Source organism: Ponticaulis profundi (assembly GCF_042659465.1).
GTDB classification, from domain to species: domain Bacteria; phylum Pseudomonadota; class Alphaproteobacteria; order Caulobacterales; family Hyphomonadaceae; genus Ponticaulis; species Ponticaulis profundi.
Map to the genome: position 1 here is coordinate 1 of NZ_JBHSSW010000028.1, position 16,679 is coordinate 16,679.

Annotated in this window: 22 protein-coding genes and 1 pseudogene; 2 read left to right on the top strand and 21 right to left on the bottom strand. The window is 62.1% G+C overall.

The window, feature by feature from the left end; genetic code table 11:
- The 20 genes from trbL to ACFQDM_RS13840 form a co-directional block, all read right to left on the bottom strand.
- Positions 1 to 870, bottom strand: an 870-nt coding sequence (gene trbL / locus ACFQDM_RS13745) for a P-type conjugative transfer protein TrbL (RefSeq protein ID WP_377379957.1), incomplete at its 3' end; no start/stop codon positions are given.
- A 3-nt stretch (positions 871 to 873) separates the two neighbouring features.
- On the bottom strand, positions 874 to 1,146 hold the full coding sequence (trbK-alt, locus tag ACFQDM_RS13750) for a putative entry exclusion protein TrbK-alt (RefSeq protein ID WP_377379959.1): 273 nt from the start codon (positions 1,144 to 1,146) through the stop codon (positions 874 to 876).
- Positions 1,147 to 1,151: 5 nt separating this feature from the next.
- A complete protein-coding gene (gene trbJ / locus ACFQDM_RS13755) occupies positions 1,152 to 1,892 on the bottom strand; it encodes a P-type conjugative transfer protein TrbJ (RefSeq protein WP_377379961.1) in 741 nt (246 codons plus the stop codon).
- A complete protein-coding gene (gene trbE / locus ACFQDM_RS13760) occupies positions 1,885 to 4,344 on the bottom strand; it encodes a conjugal transfer protein TrbE (RefSeq protein ID WP_377379963.1) in 2,460 nt (819 codons plus the stop codon). Before trbE ends, trbJ begins: the two co-directional genes overlap by 8 nt.
- 3 nt (positions 4,345 to 4,347) lie before the next feature.
- Positions 4,348 to 4,617 (bottom strand): VirB3 family type IV secretion system protein, encoded by a 270-nt coding sequence (locus tag ACFQDM_RS13765; protein WP_377379965.1) that lies wholly within the window; start codon positions 4,615 to 4,617, stop codon positions 4,348 to 4,350.
- Entirely contained in the window at positions 4,617 to 4,946 is a 330-nt protein-coding gene (locus ACFQDM_RS13770) for a TrbC/VirB2 family protein (protein ID WP_377379967.1), read from the bottom strand. The genes ACFQDM_RS13765 and ACFQDM_RS13770 overlap by 1 nt, the downstream gene beginning before the upstream one ends.
- Positions 4,943 to 5,926: a P-type conjugative transfer ATPase TrbB gene (gene trbB / locus ACFQDM_RS13775; RefSeq protein ID WP_377379969.1), complete on the bottom strand. Its 984-nt coding sequence runs from the start codon at positions 5,924 to 5,926 to the stop codon at positions 4,943 to 4,945. Before trbB ends, ACFQDM_RS13770 begins: the two co-directional genes overlap by 4 nt.
- 162 nt (positions 5,927 to 6,088) lie before the next feature.
- The gene (locus tag ACFQDM_RS13780) at positions 6,089 to 6,502 is read right to left on the bottom strand and encodes a ribbon-helix-helix domain-containing protein (protein WP_377379971.1); all 414 of its coding nucleotides are present in this window, start codon (positions 6,500 to 6,502) and stop codon (positions 6,089 to 6,091) included.
- Positions 6,503 to 6,510: 8 nt separating this feature from the next.
- The gene (locus ACFQDM_RS13785) at positions 6,511 to 8,520 is read right to left on the bottom strand and encodes a conjugal transfer protein TraG (protein WP_377379973.1); all 2,010 of its coding nucleotides are present in this window, start codon (positions 8,518 to 8,520) and stop codon (positions 6,511 to 6,513) included.
- Positions 8,521 to 8,543: 23 nt separating this feature from the next.
- Complete coding sequence (locus ACFQDM_RS13790) at positions 8,544 to 10,301, bottom strand: relaxase/mobilization nuclease domain-containing protein (RefSeq protein WP_377379974.1); 1,758 nt, start codon at positions 10,299 to 10,301, stop codon at positions 8,544 to 8,546.
- 247 nt (positions 10,302 to 10,548) lie between these two features.
- The gene (locus tag ACFQDM_RS13795) at positions 10,549 to 11,268 is read right to left on the bottom strand and encodes a lytic transglycosylase domain-containing protein (protein ID WP_377379976.1); all 720 of its coding nucleotides are present in this window, start codon (positions 11,266 to 11,268) and stop codon (positions 10,549 to 10,551) included.
- Positions 11,255 to 11,602 (bottom strand): DUF736 domain-containing protein, encoded by a 348-nt coding sequence (locus ACFQDM_RS13800; RefSeq protein WP_377379978.1) that lies wholly within the window; start codon positions 11,600 to 11,602, stop codon positions 11,255 to 11,257. The genes ACFQDM_RS13795 and ACFQDM_RS13800 overlap by 14 nt, the downstream gene beginning before the upstream one ends.
- Before the next feature lie 13 nt (positions 11,603 to 11,615).
- On the bottom strand, positions 11,616 to 12,194 hold the full coding sequence (locus tag ACFQDM_RS13805; protein ID WP_377379980.1) for a S26 family signal peptidase: 579 nt from the start codon (positions 12,192 to 12,194) through the stop codon (positions 11,616 to 11,618).
- Complete coding sequence (locus ACFQDM_RS13810) at positions 12,191 to 12,697, bottom strand: DUF2840 domain-containing protein (RefSeq protein ID WP_377379982.1); 507 nt, start codon at positions 12,695 to 12,697, stop codon at positions 12,191 to 12,193. The genes ACFQDM_RS13805 and ACFQDM_RS13810 overlap by 4 nt, the downstream gene beginning before the upstream one ends.
- Positions 12,694 to 12,978 (bottom strand): helix-turn-helix transcriptional regulator, encoded by a 285-nt coding sequence (locus ACFQDM_RS13815; protein WP_034766571.1) that lies wholly within the window; start codon positions 12,976 to 12,978, stop codon positions 12,694 to 12,696. Before ACFQDM_RS13815 ends, ACFQDM_RS13810 begins: the two co-directional genes overlap by 4 nt.
- A 155-nt stretch (positions 12,979 to 13,133) precedes the next feature.
- Positions 13,134 to 13,616 (bottom strand): abortive infection family protein, encoded by a 483-nt coding sequence (locus ACFQDM_RS13820; protein WP_377379984.1) that lies wholly within the window; start codon positions 13,614 to 13,616, stop codon positions 13,134 to 13,136.
- A gap of 84 nt (positions 13,617 to 13,700) precedes the next feature.
- Complete coding sequence (locus ACFQDM_RS13825; protein WP_377379986.1) at positions 13,701 to 13,913, bottom strand: hypothetical protein; 213 nt, start codon at positions 13,911 to 13,913, stop codon at positions 13,701 to 13,703.
- Between the two features lie 142 nt (positions 13,914 to 14,055).
- Positions 14,056 to 14,448, bottom strand: coding sequence for a DUF2285 domain-containing protein (locus ACFQDM_RS13830; protein ID WP_377379988.1), 393 nt, complete (start codon positions 14,446 to 14,448; stop codon positions 14,056 to 14,058).
- Positions 14,449 to 14,464: 16 nt separating this feature from the next.
- Positions 14,465 to 14,920: a transcriptional regulator domain-containing protein gene (locus tag ACFQDM_RS13835; RefSeq protein WP_377379990.1), complete on the bottom strand. Its 456-nt coding sequence runs from the start codon at positions 14,918 to 14,920 to the stop codon at positions 14,465 to 14,467.
- Positions 14,901 to 15,176 carry a DNA -binding domain-containing protein gene (locus ACFQDM_RS13840; protein WP_377379992.1) on the bottom strand — a complete coding sequence of 92 codons (276 nt, stop codon included), beginning with the start codon at positions 15,174 to 15,176 and terminating at the stop codon, positions 14,901 to 14,903. The genes ACFQDM_RS13835 and ACFQDM_RS13840 overlap by 20 nt, the downstream gene beginning before the upstream one ends.
- 171 nt (positions 15,177 to 15,347) lie before the next feature.
- On the opposite strand from ACFQDM_RS13840, the gene ACFQDM_RS13845 reads away from it, so the two are divergent.
- Positions 15,348 to 15,569 (top strand): helix-turn-helix domain-containing protein, encoded by a 222-nt coding sequence (locus tag ACFQDM_RS13845; protein WP_377379994.1) that lies wholly within the window; start codon positions 15,348 to 15,350, stop codon positions 15,567 to 15,569.
- A gap of 41 nt (positions 15,570 to 15,610) precedes the next feature.
- The gene (locus tag ACFQDM_RS13850; protein WP_377379996.1) at positions 15,611 to 16,531 is read left to right on the top strand and encodes a hypothetical protein; all 921 of its coding nucleotides are present in this window, start codon (positions 15,611 to 15,613) and stop codon (positions 16,529 to 16,531) included.
- A gap of 64 nt (positions 16,532 to 16,595) precedes the next feature.
- Here the strand turns inward: ACFQDM_RS13850 and ACFQDM_RS13855 are convergent.
- Positions 16,596 to 16,679 (bottom strand): annotated as a pseudogene (locus ACFQDM_RS13855) (DUF736 domain-containing protein); the annotation flags it as partial.

Below are 16,679 nucleotides of genomic sequence, written 5' to 3' on the forward strand. Positions count from 1 at the left end.
GCCAGCGACCCCGCCGACAGCGAGCCCGCCGGCGGCAAGACCGGCGCCAACCGCCGCGCCTGCGCCGAGTTGCAGTCCGCCCGAGACGATGCCGTTGGCGATGCCCGGACCGAAGATACCGAGCGCGAGCATCGAAAGCGCGGCCAGAACGATCGCCATGGCGTCTTCGATGGTCGGCTCGCCCGTGAACCCGGCGGTGAATTCGCCAAAGATGGTCGAGCCGATGCCGACGATCACGGCGAGCACCAGCACCTTGACGCCGGACGAGATGACCAGGCCCAGCACGCGCTCGGCCATGAAGGCCGTCTTGTTGAAGAGGCCGAAGGGCACAAGGATGAATCCGGCCAGCGTGGCGAGCTTGAATTCGATCAGCGTGACGAAGAGCTGGATCGCTAGAATGAAGAATGACAGGAGAACAACCAACCAGGCAAAGAGCAGGATGATAATCTGCAGAAAATTCTCGAAGAAGGAGACAAAGCCCATCAGATCGGAAATCGACGCGAGAATCGGACGGCCTGCATCAAGGCCGATCTCGGCGATGCGGCCGGGCTGAAGCAGCTCGCCGGCGCTAAGGCTGCCGCCCGAAGCGATGAGGCCGAGCCCGGCGAAGCTTTCGAAAACGATGCGGGCGAGCGCGTTCCAGTTGCCGATGATGTAGGCGAAGACGCCGACAAAGAGCGTTTTCTTGACGAGCCGGGCGAGAATGTCGTCGTCGGCGCCCCATGCCCAGAAGAGCGCGGCGAGCGTGACGTCGATGACGATCAGCGTCGTTGCGAGGAAGGCGACATCGCCGCCGAGCAGGCCGAAGCCACTGTCGATGTAGGAGGTGAAGACCTGCAGGAAGCGGTCAATGACGCCAACTCCGCCCATATCCTACTCCTTCTCGGAATTGTCGCCGGGAAGCCCGAGAAATCGGCGGCGTTGCTCTGCCCAGGCGGCGTGGCAGGTCGTGTCGGTTTCCAGCTCTTCCGGCGTCACCGACCGGCAGCGCACGAGCTCAGCCTGTAACGGATCGTCGGTCACGGGCGAAGCCGATGACGTTTCAGGCGCGACCGTGTTCGCCAGTTCAACCGCGGCGAAGAGCGCAGCAAGCCCGCCCAGGGCGATAGCGACGAGCCTGATGATTTGGTCGGGAGATCTGCGCACGGAACTTACCGGAACATGCTGACGGCGGTTGGCGTGTAGCCGGTCCCGTAATCGAGGAAACGGCTGAGGTTCTCGCGTCCCTGTGCCTCAGCGGAGGCGCGCCGAGCCGCGTCCAGCGCGTCCGCACGGTTCTGCGCCGCGATGGCGGCGGTAAGGTCCGTCATTTGCTGGCTTTGCAATGCGAGAAGTTGATTGCCGGCTTGGGCCGCCTGCAAGGCGCCGACCGCACCCTGGCTTTGCGAGACGAGAGTGCTCAGTTCCGTGCGCGTCGCTTCAATATTGCCGACGACGCCGGCCTGGATCTTCAATGCGTCTTCATAGCCAGCAACCGAGGTCCGCCAGCGCGCCTCGGCATTGGCATTCATGGCGGCGAAATCGCCCGTTGCTGCGGCGTCTCCATATTGTTCTGAGAAGACGCGTTCGATTTCGGAGACGACGTATCCAACGCGCTGGGCTTCGCCCAACAGATCTTCCGTCTGCTGCATGATCGATCGCAGACGCGCCAGCGATGAGTGCGGCAGGTTTGCGAGGTTGCGTCCCTGGTTGATCAACATCTGCGCCTCGTTCTGAAGCTGCGCGATCTGATTGTTGATCATTTCGAGGGTGCGCGCGGCGGTCAGAATGTTCTGTGCGAGGTTGGTCGGATCGATGACGACGTCGCCGACGCCGAACAGCGCATAGGCCGGTTGCATCGGCGCCAAAGCGATGGCTCCGGTCAGCATGAGGGCGGCGAGTTTCTTACGCATGAGTAGTCTCCTTGGTTTGAGGGGATGGGATCGGATCAGGTGCTTGGCCGAGCAGTTCGACGGCCCAATCGAGACCGCGACGTGCGAGCCAGGCTGCGGCGAAACCGTCTCGCCCGTGTTCGGCGAGAATGTCGGTGATGGCGGCGTGATCGGTCTTCGACGATGCGGCCGTGAAGGCGAGCGCGACCTCGCCGAGACCGAGCGAGAAAAGCCGATTGCCGCGCCGCGACTGGCAGTAATAGTCACGCTTCGGCATGGCCCGCGCGACGATCTCGATCTGGCGTTCATTGAGGCCGAAGCGGCGGTAGATGTCGGCGATCTGCGGTTCGAAGGCGCGTTCGTTCGGCAGGAAGATCCGCGTGGGGCAGCTCTCGATGATGGCCGGCGCGATCGCGGAGTTGTCGATGTCGGCGAGCGACTGCGTGGCGAAGAGGACGGACGCGTTCTTCTTCCTTAGAATCTTCAGCCATTCGCGGAGCTGGCCGCCAAACGTCCCGTCATCGAGCGCGAGCCAGCCCTCATCGACGATGATGAGGCTCGGCCGTCCGTCAAGGCGATCCTCGATCCGGTGGAACAGATAGGCGAGCACGGCCGGCGCCGCGGCCGATCCAATCAGCCCTTCGGTTTCGAAGGCTTGGAAGTCCGCCGTTCCGAGCTCTTCTGTTTCGGCGTCGAGCAACCGCCCGAAGGGGCCGCCAAGACAGAATGGCGCGAGCGCCTGTTTGAGTTCGGTCGACTGCAACAGGACGGATAGCCCCGTGAGCGTGCGTTCTCCGACGGGCGCCGAGGCGAGCGACGTCAGCGCCGACCAGAGATGATCCCGTGCAACCGGATCGATGTTGACGCCTTCGCGCGCGATCAGGCCGGACAGCCAGTCCTGCGCCCAGACGCGTTCGCCGATATCGTCGATGTTGCGCAGCGGCTGAAGCTGGACGGCGGCTTCGTCATCCGAGAGCGCGCCGGCGAGATCCTGCCAGTCGCCGCCACAGGCGACGGTCGCACAGCGGATCGAGCCGCCGAAGTCGAAGGCGAATACTTGGCTGCGCCCGTAGCGACGAAATTGCAGCGCCATCAACGCCAGCAACACGGATTTACCCGAGCCGGTAGGACCGACGACAAGCGTGTGCCCGACATCGCCGACATGAGGCGAAAAGCGGAACGGCGTTGAGCCTTCCGTCTCCGCGTAAAAGAGCGGCGGACCGTCCAGATGATCGTTGCGCGCCGGTCCTGCCCAGACCGCCGAGATCGGGATCATGTGGACGAGATTGAGCGTGGAGACTGGCGGTTGACGGACATTGGCGTAGAGATGGCCGGGCAGCGAGCCGAGCCACGCCTCGATGGCGTTCAGGGTCTCGGGCAAGCAGGTGAAGTCACGACCCTGAATGACCTTTTCGGCCGCCTTCAGCTTGGCGTCCGCGACGGCTTCGTCCTCATCCCAGACGGTCAGCGTAGCAGTGATGTAGGCGGCGCCCGCCATGTCGGCGCCGAGCTCCTGCAATGCCTCATCGGCGTCGGCGGCCTTGTTCGCCGCGTCACTATCGAGCAGCGTCGACGCCTCGTTGGTCATCACCTCTTTCAGGATCGCGGCTATGGACTTGCGCTTGGCGAACCATTGCCGGCGAATGCGCGTCAGCAGCTTGGTGGCGTCGGTCTTGTCGAGGCAGATGGCGCGCGTGACCCAGCGATATTCGAAGGGTTGGCTGTTGAACTCATCAAGCAGTCCTGGCCAGGTGACGGTGGGAAATCCGATGATGGAGAGGCTGCGCAGATGCGCCCCGCCCAAACTCGGCGCCAATCCGCCGACAAGCGCGCTATCGGCCAGGAGCGCGTCGAGGTGCATCGGCGTTTCCGGCACGCGCACGCGCTGGCGGCGCGTCGACACTGTCGAATGCAGAAAGGTCAGCGTCTCTTCGTCTGAGAGCCAGGCGGCCTCCGGCATAAAGCCGTCGAGGAGATCGAGCAGACGATCCGTGCGCGCCGCAAAGCTCGCGATGTGTTCTTGCGGATTGAGGCCGCCGTCAGGCGCGTCCTCATAGAGCCATCGTCCCGCGCGGCTCGTATCATCGGGCGGCGGCATCCAGACGAAAGTGAGGAAGTAGCTGCTCTCGAAATGGCTCGATGCATCTTCGAACTGCGCACGTCGCTCCGCGTCGACGAGGGCGGAGACCGGATCAGAAAATTCAGAAAACGGATAATCGCGTGCGGGCAAGCGTTGCGCTTCCACGAACACCGCCCAGCCCGATCCAAGCCGGCGAAGGGCGTTATTGAGCCGGCCGGACACGGCGACGAGCTCTGACGGTGTCGCGGAGTCGAGGTCAGGGCCGCGAAACCGAGCGGTGCGTTGCAGACTGCCATCCTTGTTGAGGATGACGCCCTCCGCGACGAGCGCCGCCCACGGAAGAAAATCTGCCAATAGCGAGGCGGTTGAGCGATATTCGGCGAGGCGCATCATCGCTCAGACCCCGAACCAGGTTGGGAAACGAAGATGCCGGCGCGCGACATCGACGATCTGGGCGTCGCGTTTTGCTGCCCAGACCGCGAGGAGATGGCCGACAAGCCAGAGTGCGATCCCGACAACCCACAGCCTGAGGCCAAGTCCGACGGCCGCTGCGAGCGTGCCGTTGGCGATGGCGACTGTGCGGGGCGCGCCGCCGAGCAGGATCGGTTCGACAAGGGCGCGGTGGACGGGCGCGTAAAAGCCCGGAATGTCGGTCAGCTCGCGCATCAGATCAGTGCTCCGCCGCCGAACGAGAAGAAGGACAGGAAGAAGCTCGACGCCGCGAAGGCGATGGAGAGGCCGAAGACGATCTGCACGAGGCGACGAAAGCCGCCAGATGAGTCGCCGAAGGCGAGCGTGAGTCCCGTGACGATGATGACGATCACCGCTACGATCTTGGCGACCGGCCCTTCGATTGATTCCAGGATTGACTGAAGCGGCGCCTCCCAGGGCATGCCCGATCCTGCTGCGTGTGCGGGCGCAACAAGCAGAAGGCTGAGCGCAAACGCCGTCGCGTAGAGCGGCCAGCGTGGATAGAGCATTGTGGTTTTGGTCATGGATGGTCTCCTGTGTGGGGGTGAAGAAGCGGTTGGATCTGGTAGTCCCCTGTCGTATCGAGGCTCTCGACGCGAGCGAGTTCGGAAAGGCGGCGCGCTGATCCGCGTCCAGAGAGGACGGCGATCAAGTCGATCGTCTCGGCGATCATCACGCGGGGCACGGTGACGACGGCTTCCTGGATGAGCTGCTCGAGGCGGCGCAACGCGCCGACGGCCGAGCCGGCATGAATGGTGCCGATGCCGCCGGGATGGCCGGTGCCCCAGGCTTTCAGGAGATCGAGTGCCTCGGCGCCGCGGACCTCTCCGATAGGAATTCGATCAGGCCGCAGGCGGAGCGAGGAGCGAACGAGATCAGAAAGCGACGCTACGCCATCCTTGGTCCGCAGAGCGACAAGGTTGGGCGTCAGGCATTGGAGTTCGCGCGTATCCTCGATCAGAACGACGCGGTCGGAGGATTTGGCGACTTCTGCCAGCAATGCGTTGGTGAGCGTGGTCTTGCCGGTCGAGGTGCCGCCGGCGACGAGGATATTGGCGCGGGATGTGATGGCGTCGCGCAATGCCACCAAAGCGACATCCGGCATGATCCCGGCACGGACATAGTCTTCGAGCGTGAAGACCGCGACGGCGGGCTTGCGGATCGCGAAGACGGGCGCGGCGACGATAGGCGGCAACAGTCCCTCGAAGCGCTCCCCCGTACCTGGCAGCTCTGCGGACACGCGCGGAGATCCCGCATGGACCTCGGCGCCGACATGGTGCGCGACCAAACGGACGATGCGCTCGCCGTCAGCTGCGGAGAGCTCTACGCCAGTGTCGGCGAGGCCCTCGCTCAGCCGGTCGACCCACAGGCGGCCGTCGGGATTGAGCATCACCTCGACAACCGCAGGGTCTTCGAGCCATGCGGCGACGCCCGTCCCCAACGCGGTCCTGAGCATGCGTGCGCCACGGGCGAGCGCTTCGGATTTGAATGTGTGGACGGTCATTGGCGGCCCCGCATTTGATTACGGGGTCGATCAAGAAGACCGTTAAGAGCTCAACAGCAACAGTCTTGAAGGCGTAGTAGTACAATGGCGTGGAAGGGCAGGAGAAAGCGAGAATCGTCCGGAACAGCTCAGTTCAAAATATCTGGGAAGCAGGCTTTAGGCTTACTCTTTCGGTGTGAAATCTTGCGACACTTCTTTGGCGAAGGCGCTCCCCTTCGCCAACCGCCTTCCAAGCGTCTCCACAAAACCTTCATACCGCTCGCGACCTTTCGCCTGCGCCGCTTCGCGCATCGCATCGGGCAATGGCGGAGTCGTTGTAAGCCAGAAACGGACAAACAGGGCGACCGCTTCGTTGCCGATGGTTACGTCGCGTTCGAGCCGTTCGACAGCGCGGGTCAGCCGGTCGAGGCGTCGCGTAATGGCTGCCTCGCGCTGATCTGCGGCGTCCGGGGAGAGGTAGGAGGCCAGCGCCGCTTCCACGATCTGGGATTTCGAGACTTTGCGCCGTGCCGCCAGCGCGTCGAGTTCGGCTGACAACGCCGGATCGAAATACACATTGAGCCGATCTTTCTTCATGGCGGACCTCAAAGATCGATGCCGTCATCGGGATCAAGCGAGGCCTGCCGGGCGATGCTGCGGAATCGGCCCTGCATCTGGCGGGTGCGCTGAGCGTCATCATCTGTCTCATCATCGAGACCCGCGAACTCTTCCCGTGCGGGCGTCGCTGGTTCCGGCGCAATATCTTCATGCTCGGGCAATTCAGGTTCGCGGCGAATTCCCCCATCGGCGTCTTCGCCTGTGTCGCCGGACGTCTTCTTCCGGGGTTTGGGCGCGGCGATCACCGGCCGGCCGCTCCAATCATCGTCAAGCGGTCGGTGCGACGCAGTAGGTCCGGCAATCAGGTCCGGCGGTGACAAGATGCGTGTCTTGAGCTGCGGGTCGGCGTAGTAGCGGGCCTTCTTCCCCTGGATCGGCGGCGCGCCGGAGACGAGCACGATTTCATCATCCGGTGGCAATTGCATGATCTCGCCAGGCGTCAGCAAAGGCCGCGCGGTCTCCTGCCGGGAGACCATGAGATGACCAAGCCAGGGTGACAATCTGTGCCCTGCATAGTTCTTCATCGCTCGCATCTCGGTCGCCGTGCCGAGCGCGTCGGACACGCGCTTGGCAGTGCGCTCGTCATTGGTCGCGAAGCTCACCCGGATATGACAGTTGTCGAGGATGGCGTTGTTCTGGCCGTAGGCCTTCTCGACCTGATTGAGGGATTGCGCGATCAGGAAGGCTTTCAGACCATAGCCCGCCATGAAGGCGAGCTGGCTCTCGAAGAAATCGAGACGCCCGAGCGCAGGAAATTCGTCGAGCATTAGCAACAGGCGGTGACGCTTGCGGTTGGCGTTCAACTCTTCTGTCAGCCTGCGCCCGATCTGGTTCAGCACGAGCCGGACGAGCGGCTTGGTGCGGCTGATGTCGGAGGGCGGCACGACCAAATAGAGCGTGGTCGGCCGCGCACCTGAGACCAGATCCTTGATCCGCCAATCACAGCGGCTCGTGACCCTGGCGACGACGGGATCGCGATAGAGGCCCAGAAAGCTCATCGCCGTAGACAGAACACCGGAGCGTTCGTTCTCCGACTTGTTCAGGAGTTCGCGCGCCGCCTGCGCCACGACCGGATGCGGCCGGTCGCCAAGATGCGGGGTGTGCATCATCGCCGCAAGCGTCGCCTCGATCGGCCGGCCCGGATCAGAGAGAAAAGCGGCGACGCCGGCGAGCGTCTTGTCGGCCTCTGCATAGAGGACGTGAAGTATAGCGCCGACGAGCAGCGAATGGCTGGTTTTCTCCCAATGGTTCCGGCGTTCGAGCAGGCCTTCCGGATCGACGAGGATGTCGGCGACGTTCTGGACGTCGCGCACTTCGCTGTCGCCTCGCCGGACTTCGAGCAGTGGATTGTAGGCCGCGCTCTTCGCGTCGGTCGGATCGAACAGGATAGTGCGGGTGAACCGCGCCCGCCATCCGGCCGTGAGCTGCCAGTTCTCGCCCTTGATGTCATGCACAATCGCTGAACTCGGCCAGGTCAGAAGACTCGGCACGACGAGACCAACGCCCTTTCCGCTGCGGGTCGGCGCGAAGCAGAGCACATGCTCCGGGCCGTCATGCCGGAGGTAGTGGTTTTCGAAGCGGCCGAGCACGACGCCGTCTGCAGCGAGCAGCCCGCAGGATTCAACATCCGTCCGTTCCGCCCACCGTGCTGAGCCATAGGTAGTCACGTCGCGCGCCTCGCGAGCCCGGAGGACGGAGAGGAAAATCGCGACACCGGTCGCGGCGATCCCGCCACTGCCGGCAATGATCGCGCCTTCGACGAAAACCCGCGGCGCATAGGCGTCGTAGAAATACCACCAGACGAAGAAGCTCCAGGGCGGATAGATCGGCCATCCGAGAATGTCCGTCGCCGGCGCGCCGAGCTGAGGCTGAAAGCCGAGCCGCCATGCGGTCCACTGAGTTGCGGCCCAGATGAAACCGACCACAACGAGCGAGACAATGATGATCTGGCCCCAGAGGATTTTGGTGGCCTGTGTTGGTTGCGTCTTGATCGGCATGTCTTTTCCTTCCGGGGTACTGCTTAAACGCTAAGCCCACGCTTGCGGCCAAGGATCCAGTCGATCCCACCGCCGGGCGTCATCGTTCCCGTCACGGTCTGGCCGAGATGGCGTTCGAGTTGCGGTTTCCATGGGACGAGTTCGAAGCCCAGGCCGTTATCGACCATGGCGAAACGGCCTGAGGCGAGATCGAGACGCCGGCGATAGGTTCCAGAGATGCGATCGCCTACTGTAGAATTTCTGCGAGGCATGCCGGTCTCAGATTCGACACGCGCGGCCGCTGCGTCGAGCTCTTGTTTGCGCAACGTCTTCAGAAGATCGCGGGCGAAGGTGACACGTCGTCCGTTCCTTGTCGCAAGTCCCTCGGCGACCAGGTGATCGGCGCGCCGGTCGAGCGCCCCGCGAACCTCGGCGCCGAAGCCGGCCATGCTGAGCGGCGCTTGGGTCTTGGCGAGTTGCAGCCGATCGAGCCAGGTCGCGCCGTTCGCGCCGATCTGGGTTTGGAGATTGAGGTCGGAGCGGCCGACGAGGGCCATACGCTGATGGCCTCCATTGTCCGAGCGCCAGACCCGCGTTTCAACAATCCCGCCTTCGGACGTGTCACCCGTGGCCTCGAGATCGCTGAAGCGCAGATGATGGACCCGGCCGTCCACCGCGTCGATCACGGCATAGGCCTCGCCGCTCAACTCGTCATGCAATCCGCGCTCGACAAGCCGTCCCAGGACTGGGGCGGCCGGTGTGTCCTCGATCGCGAAGTCCGTTTGTGCGCGTCCTGGTCCGCCGGACATGGCGCGGTGCATCGTCTTGATGATGTCGCCACGCTCGCCGAGATCGCGCAGCGTTTCCTGTGCGCCCGGTCTCAGGGACCAGATCGCGGGGGCGAGCCTGTCGGCGAGGCCGAGCCGTTCCAGCGTCTGGGCGCGACCGATAAGAAGTCTGCGCAGTTCCGGATCGCGCGGTTCCGGGGAGCCGGGACGCAGATCAGCAACCCCGGCGCCGTCATCGGCGAGTCCCCGGAGCGCGCGGTCAAGACCCGTCCAGCGTTCGGCTTTCACCTCCGCCTGAAGTCCGGATGCAATCTCCCGCTCGGTGCGCGGCCCGAGCTCCAGTTCGACCAATTGCTCGGCGCGGCTGCGGAACCCCGGGCTGATATAGTCGCGGGCGATGACGAGGTCCTTGCCGTCGTCGGCGCGGCCCCGCACGAGAACATGGATGTGCGGATTGTCTGTGTTCCAGTGATCGACGCCGATCCAGTCGAGCTTGGTACCGAGATCGCGCTCGGCCTCGTTCATCAGGTCGCGCGTGTAGGCGCGCAGGTCTTCAAGGTGGCCGGCGTCTTCGGGTGAGACGATGAAACGGAAATGATGCCGGTCCTCTTCGCAGCGTTCGGCGAAGGCGCGATCATCGACGCTGTCCGCTTCGGCGTTGAACATGCCTGCGTCGCGCCCGTCACGGGTTACGCCTTCACGCTTGAGATAGGCGATGTGTTTGGCGAGCGGGGCGGACCGGAAACGTGCGCCTCGATGGCGGACGACGCGCGCCTTGATGACGACGCGCCGCTGGGTGCATGACAGTCCGCGCGCTGCCCCGGCAAAGCGGCCACGACCGAATTGCGATCCGCGCCCGCGTCCCTTCGAACCGCCCAGCTTGTATCCGGTGTGTCCGGCCTTGCGGGCGGCGCCCATGACCTGGCCGACAAAGCTTTGCGCCTTGCGGGCGCTTGTCCCCATATTGCGGATGCGGCCAGGCCGGATGCGCATGTCATTGTCGCGGTCGCTCATGACAAAGCGCCCGCTTGAAAGCGCGCGGCACGGTGAATCCCGCATAAAAACAGTGGCTTGAGCGGTGGGGCGGCACTGTGCCCATGACCGCGGCGGGCGAAATATCCAAAAACAACAACGGCATAGAGCGAATCCGTGCCGCGCCTTTTATCTCGCCCTCCCGTTGTTGTTGCGCCTTTCGTCTCTGTCCTTCCTCCCGGAAGTACGCTATCGCGCGACGGACTGCGCAAGAATGCGATCAGCAGGGTCATCGCTGATCCCCGGTTCCATGTCGCAGGAAAAGGCTGTCAGAGGCGCCCGATGTGTGCTGAAGATAAGCATCGGCGCCGCTGCCTGGGTGCGTTTCGTCAGCAACAGACAGTCCATCATTGTGTGCGGCGAACAGCGGCGCCGCGCGCCAGTCCACGGTCTGAAGCGCGCTCTGTTCGTGCCGTTCTGTTGCAACTGATGCCCCGATGAGCGGCGCTAGCGCCGCAACATAATCGCGGGTTTCTTGGGGTAGTGGGCGACCCGTTGCCAGGTGCTTGGTGTAGCGTGTCGGTCCCCCATTGTAGGCGGCGAGGAAGCCCGGCGATCCGAAGCGGTCATGCAGTTCACGCAGATAAGCGGTGCCCGCGAGAATATTGTCGCGCGGCTCGAACGGATCGGAGCCGAGTCCGTAACGCGCGCGGAGCTCGGCCCAGGTCGCGGGCATGATCTGCATCAGCCCCATCGCGCCTCTTTCGCTGATGGCGCGCGCATCGCCGGCGCTTTCCCTGCGCATGATAGCGAGGATCCAATGCGCCGGGACGCCGAAGCGCTGCGCAGCTTCGTCGATATAAGCTGTATAGGGATTGCCGCGTTGTTCCGTCCTGGACGACGCGGCTTCTGCTGATACGGCGTGAGAGATAACCACGCCGGAGAGCAGACCGCAGAGGAGGAACTTCGCGAAAATCGCGTAGCGCCGAGACGAACTAGCCGCGCTCATCGCGCTTCTCGGCACGCTTTGCGGGACGGTTCCAATAGAGCGCCCAATGCTCGTCTTCCGCGTCAGTCTTGAAGAGATTGGCGCGGATCGGAGATGCAAGGGTCGGGTCGTCGATCTGCAAAGAGATGTATGCGCCGGCTTTCTCGCTGTTGCGTTTCCAGCCGGCGCCAATCTCCGGCCCGTCGTCATCGCCGTGATGGATGCGATAGTCGGGCGCGTTTTCGCTATCTGACGGCGTTGCAGGAACGAGCGTGAGTTCTCGGTAGAGAATGAGCGTGTGAAGGCGTCCGGTGAAGCCAGAGTCCGTGCGGGTGAATTGACCGATCTGAGCCATGTGGATGTTCCTTTCATTTGCGGTCGGAAGAATTTTCAGGAGCGTCAGCGTCGTCATCGGCGCGCCAGAAATAGTGGCCGTCGCCGTCATTATCGGTGAGGATCGGGACGGCGCGTCCGATCACCGTGTCTGCCGGGAGTGCGCCGAAATAGCGACCGTCGAGACTGTCGGGATGGCTTCGATTCAGGAGGAAGAGTTCCGTCTTAGCGACGAAGTGGCAGCCCTGCCAAACGGGCAGCGCACGGCCGAAACGGTCACTCGGCTGGGCTTGCGCCACGCTGATGTCGTCGACTGTGACGACGGCACCGTCGCGACAAATGCTCTGGCCGGGAAGCGCAGCGATGTGCTTGAGGAGAGGTACGCCATCGGGCAGATAGCCGCGCTCGTCGAGATAGATCGCAAGCGATTTCGGCGGATCGACGACGACCAGATCGCCTACGGCAAGATCGTCGTCCGACGCAACGGCGTATAGCCCGATGGGCGCGCTTGCGGACGCGTTCCAGATCAGCTTAGGGCTGACATGAACGAAGGCCAGTCCGCCAATCGCGAGCACTGAGAAATAGGTCGTCATGACGTAACCGAACCGGGTCATGACACGCTCCCCGCCGACGCGGCGCGCAATGTCAGTGGATCGGGCGGACAGGCTTGGCGCAGGAGCCAGGCGCGATGTTGAGCGGCTGTGTAGCCTCGCGGCTCCAGGCCTGCTGACAACCTGTTGTGAACGTGGCGCCAATAGTCCGGCGCGGCGTCGGCCGGGTCGATGCCGAGCGCTTCGATCGCATCGGCGAACTGAAGAACCCGTTCGACCTTGGGCCAGCCGGACTGGCGCAGCAGACTTTCGCCACCGGGAGTCACATGCGGCACGGTCGCATAGGGCTCATCGGCTCTGGGCGCGCGCAGGATGTCGATCCGGCTTTCCGTCGTACCGAAGTCATTCGCCTGCCAGCGAACGAAGGCGAATAGGGCGTCGGGGTCGAAAGCGACGGTGCTGCGACTGCGGCTTAGGATCGTTGTTCGCACGATCCGGCCGAAGCGAATCCAGTGCTCGATCTGCTTCTCGATCCAGACGAGCTCGACAGTGGCGCCGCCGCTCATGAGCGGGCTTTCCTTGCATAAGCGGGCGAGATCGCTGCATGTCGCTTGGCGGGCAGAACTTCGTCGCCCGTGTCGTCTGAGGTCGAGTTCTTCTCTCCCCGGCTAACCCAGGCTTGTAAATCCTCGATCGCGTAGACGACACGCCCGCCGATCTTCGAGTAGCGTGGTCCCGTGCCGTAGGTCCGGTGTTTTTCGAGCGTTCGGCCCGACAGGCCAAGAAAGCGGGCCGCTTCGGGCGTTCTCAGATAGCGTGGCGGAAGTCCGGCATTGGGATCGGGCATGGGTCGCGTCTCCGGTTAGGTCTTCCCGCTGCGGGAAGCGCGGGACTGTGGGAGATGAGAAAAGCGTAAGATGCGCGCCGGGAGGGATGACGATCAGAGCGGACAGAAAACGTCACCCCAAATGATCGGCGGTATCGGTGTTTCGTCTGGCTCGATCAGAACGGGAATTCGTCGTCCAGGTCCGTGGCCGGCGCCCGCCGGGAAGCTTCGATGCGTTCGATAAACGCAAGCGATGCGAGGACGCTGTCGATTATGAATTGCGCTTCCGAGACGTCGAGGAGCGCATTGTCATGGGCGAAAGAGCGCTTGTTGCGCGCCTGGTTTAGACCGTCGAACAGTTTGTGCTGGACGCGCAGCGTTGGCAGCGCGAACTCACTGACGGCGCCTTCATCACGCAACGCCTTGCCGTATGCGCCGAATATGGCGTCGAGCGGGGTCTTTGCATCGACGGCCTGATTGCGTGATGCGAGGAGATTGCGGAAGCGTTTGACGCAATAGGTGTGTACACGGTCCAACGCGACATCCGGATTCTCCGCGACAAGATCGGCGGCGATGGACGCACGCAGTTTGGGAAGTGTGGTGTCGGGTGAGAAGTCCTTGAACACGTCGTCGAGGTTCAGCGCAGACGCGTTTTCCAACTCGTTCGTGAACTGTTCCAGCCATGCTTTCAGGCGTTCTTCCGTTGCAGGATCGGGCTTCAGATAGGCATCGAGACCGCAGCGTTACGCCCACAACACTCGGAGAGTTTGGGCGACCAAACGCGGTTCGGCGACCTCGACGAAGCCTCGGAGTGTCTTGGCTTTGCTGGCGCCTTCGACCTGGAAGCGTTGTTGGAAAATCTGGATATCGAAATTCTCCTCAAACCACTCGGCCATGGTTCGGTCGGAGAAATCGATGACATATCCACCGCCACTGTGAAAAATCTGGTCGAACACGGCCCTTTACTGCGAAGGCAATCGACGCGTGCGTCCCACAATCTTGGGAAGGTTTGAGGCTAGTGTCTGCGATGGTTGCGTCATTCGACGAACATAGCGAAGGCCGCTTATATCGAACAGTCGTGTTCGTCCGGGAGAGAAATCAACGGGCCTTGCCCTTGAGAAGCTGCTTGTAACCATAGTCGATCATCATGCGACCGTAGGCAGCAAGCCTCGCAACTTGTGCTTTGATTGAGCTTGTTTTCCACGGTTCGGCGGCGACGCGGTCGGCTCCGAAAAAGGCCGTAGCGATAGCGCGATAGGTTGCGCCGCTTTGGCGACCATCTACGGTGCGCAGAGCGCGTTTCAGGCGCTCTCGCCGTTGTGGCGTTAGGGATGGATCGGCGTGATGGTCGATAAGTTGATGATACAGCCTGTTAGCGGCGGCAAGCCGAACGGGCCAGTGTTTATCAAGCGGTAGCAGGATGCCGATTGGTTGATCTCCGATCGTATCGCCGACAAGAGTGTCGCCAATATGCAGCCGAACCCATGACAATCCATCGACGCCGGTTCTACTGTCCGTAACAGCCTCGGAGAGAATGGCGCTGCCCAATCCGAGGTCGGGTAGAGAGGCAATCAGGTGGACCGCAGCAGGGGCTGCGGAAGGCAGCCAGAAGACAGGAGCGCTGAGCGCGTTGAGTTTGGGATCTGCTGGGAAATCGTAGCCCCCAATCAGCCGGAGCTCCGCTTCCCTCCCTCATGAGATCGTATTCTTTGCGATAGTCGGCGTTACGCCGAAGGCATTCCCAAGCGAGTCCCGAGATTCCGAGATCCTCAAAATGATCGTACTCGTCGTCATTGCGCCAATCGGTGGACATCGTGACTTCCTCCCAACAACGCGCCGAAATGTGAAGCGGCGATAGTGTTTGGAATGTTTCGCCATAAATCTGGAGTTGCATAGAATGACAACAGGCATCGCGTGATGCACTTGGTGCATCGATGTACGATCTAAGCGGTTGGAAGACCATTCCTTAGAAGGTCCCGATAACCTTGCTCTGTCATCCAGCGTGCGCGGAACAGATGGCTATCGTGAACCTGACGGGCGCGTTCCGGTTCCTGCGTGGCATCGATACCTAGTAGAGCCGAGGCGACTTCTTCGAGCGTTGCGCCAGCATCATTGGCGTCGATGAGACGCATGTATAGTCTCAAATGGTCACGGTCATAGCTAGTTACGGTCGCGTCATTCGGCGGTGTGTTAGCGATGGAGAACTGGCTTGCGGGCATCGGCGTCCTTTAGGTCTGGCGCTAGTATCAATGAACCGGAAACCATAATCGGCGCAAGCGCCGGTCGGTTGAAATTTCAAGATCCAGCTGCGACAGAAGCGGCGGGCCTGCACCGGTTCCGCGTATTATAGTACGTCGCACTAAAATACGCGATCCGCATTTTACTGGCGGATGGATATTCGGGAAGTCTTCGGTGCGAATCTACAGTTTTTTCGGGAGAAAGCCGGCCTTAGCCAAGCCGCTTTGGCCGACAGGATGGGCGTCGATCGCGCACATATAAGCGCGATGGAGCGCGGCCAACAGAATGTGACTATCATCACGCTCTGGCACGTGGCCGAAGCGCTCGACCTCAAGCCGGCGGCGCTTTTGGATGACGATCGGGAAGAGGGCTGAAGTTTTGTTCTAGCTACCCAAAGGTTGATGAGGGGATCAATATGATGAGTACACATCCTCGGTCCGGGTTGGTGCCTGGCAGCATACTGCCGGGCTACGAGGACCGCGGGATAGCCGCGAGCCTCGCTGAACGCCCGCTGCCGCCACATGATGTGTTCTGCTATCCGCTCGTTGAAACGTGGCGCGACCGCATCTGGCACATGCTTGGCGATTTCATCACCGAAGAGGTGAAGGCTGAATTTGTCCGCCATCCGCCTGAATTCGTCGTCTCGGATGATCTTTCCTGGCTGGACAACCTGATCCATGATGTCACGGGTGAGATCACCGACATCAAGATGCTTACTGCCGACAGGTTGCGGGAGGAGTACCGGGCTTTTCGGGCAGGCCACGCCACCCGAACAAATGACCTGGCTCAGTTCTATCAGAATGGATTGAAGGTCTTGAACGCCGCCGAAGTTGAAGATCGCGCCAGATCAGTCTTTTTGAACGGCCAGTTCAAGCATGCGACAGAAGAGCGTCTTCAGAACGCCATTGATCAAATCAAAGCGCGCGATCCTGCCGGTGGCCGCGAGGGACGATTGTATTTCTGTGCCCGAGAGGAGGAGCTATTCAGCAGGGCCGGCGGTGCCGGGCATTATCTAACCTATGGGAGCGAGTATCTGTATTGCTTGGGCATCCGCGTAGCGAGTTCTCGGGAAACGAAGAAGGCGCTGACAGGGATCGGTAGTCCGACAATGTTCGTATGCGACATACCAATGGTCATGATCCGATCACACGCACTCGAAGATTTCGCGGGCTCTATTCTTGAGTACCTCTTTTGCGAGCTGGTGGATGAGCTGGAAGCACACGCATTAAGTCCCGACGCTGGTTCGGCGTTGAGTTTGACAGAGAATCTTCCGGGCGAATGCATTGTCGGACATTATCATCCGGCAACGATATACGACCCGCTTCGATTTGCTTAACGCGGCTTGCGTGCAGAAGCTGGACAGCCCCACCCGGTCTTGCCGGGTGGGGCTGTCGGAGGCATCAGTCGCCGTTCTGGCGACGTGACCGAGACCAGATGAGGCTGTAGCTCCCTTCGCCTTCGATGACGGTATCGTCGAAGAGGTT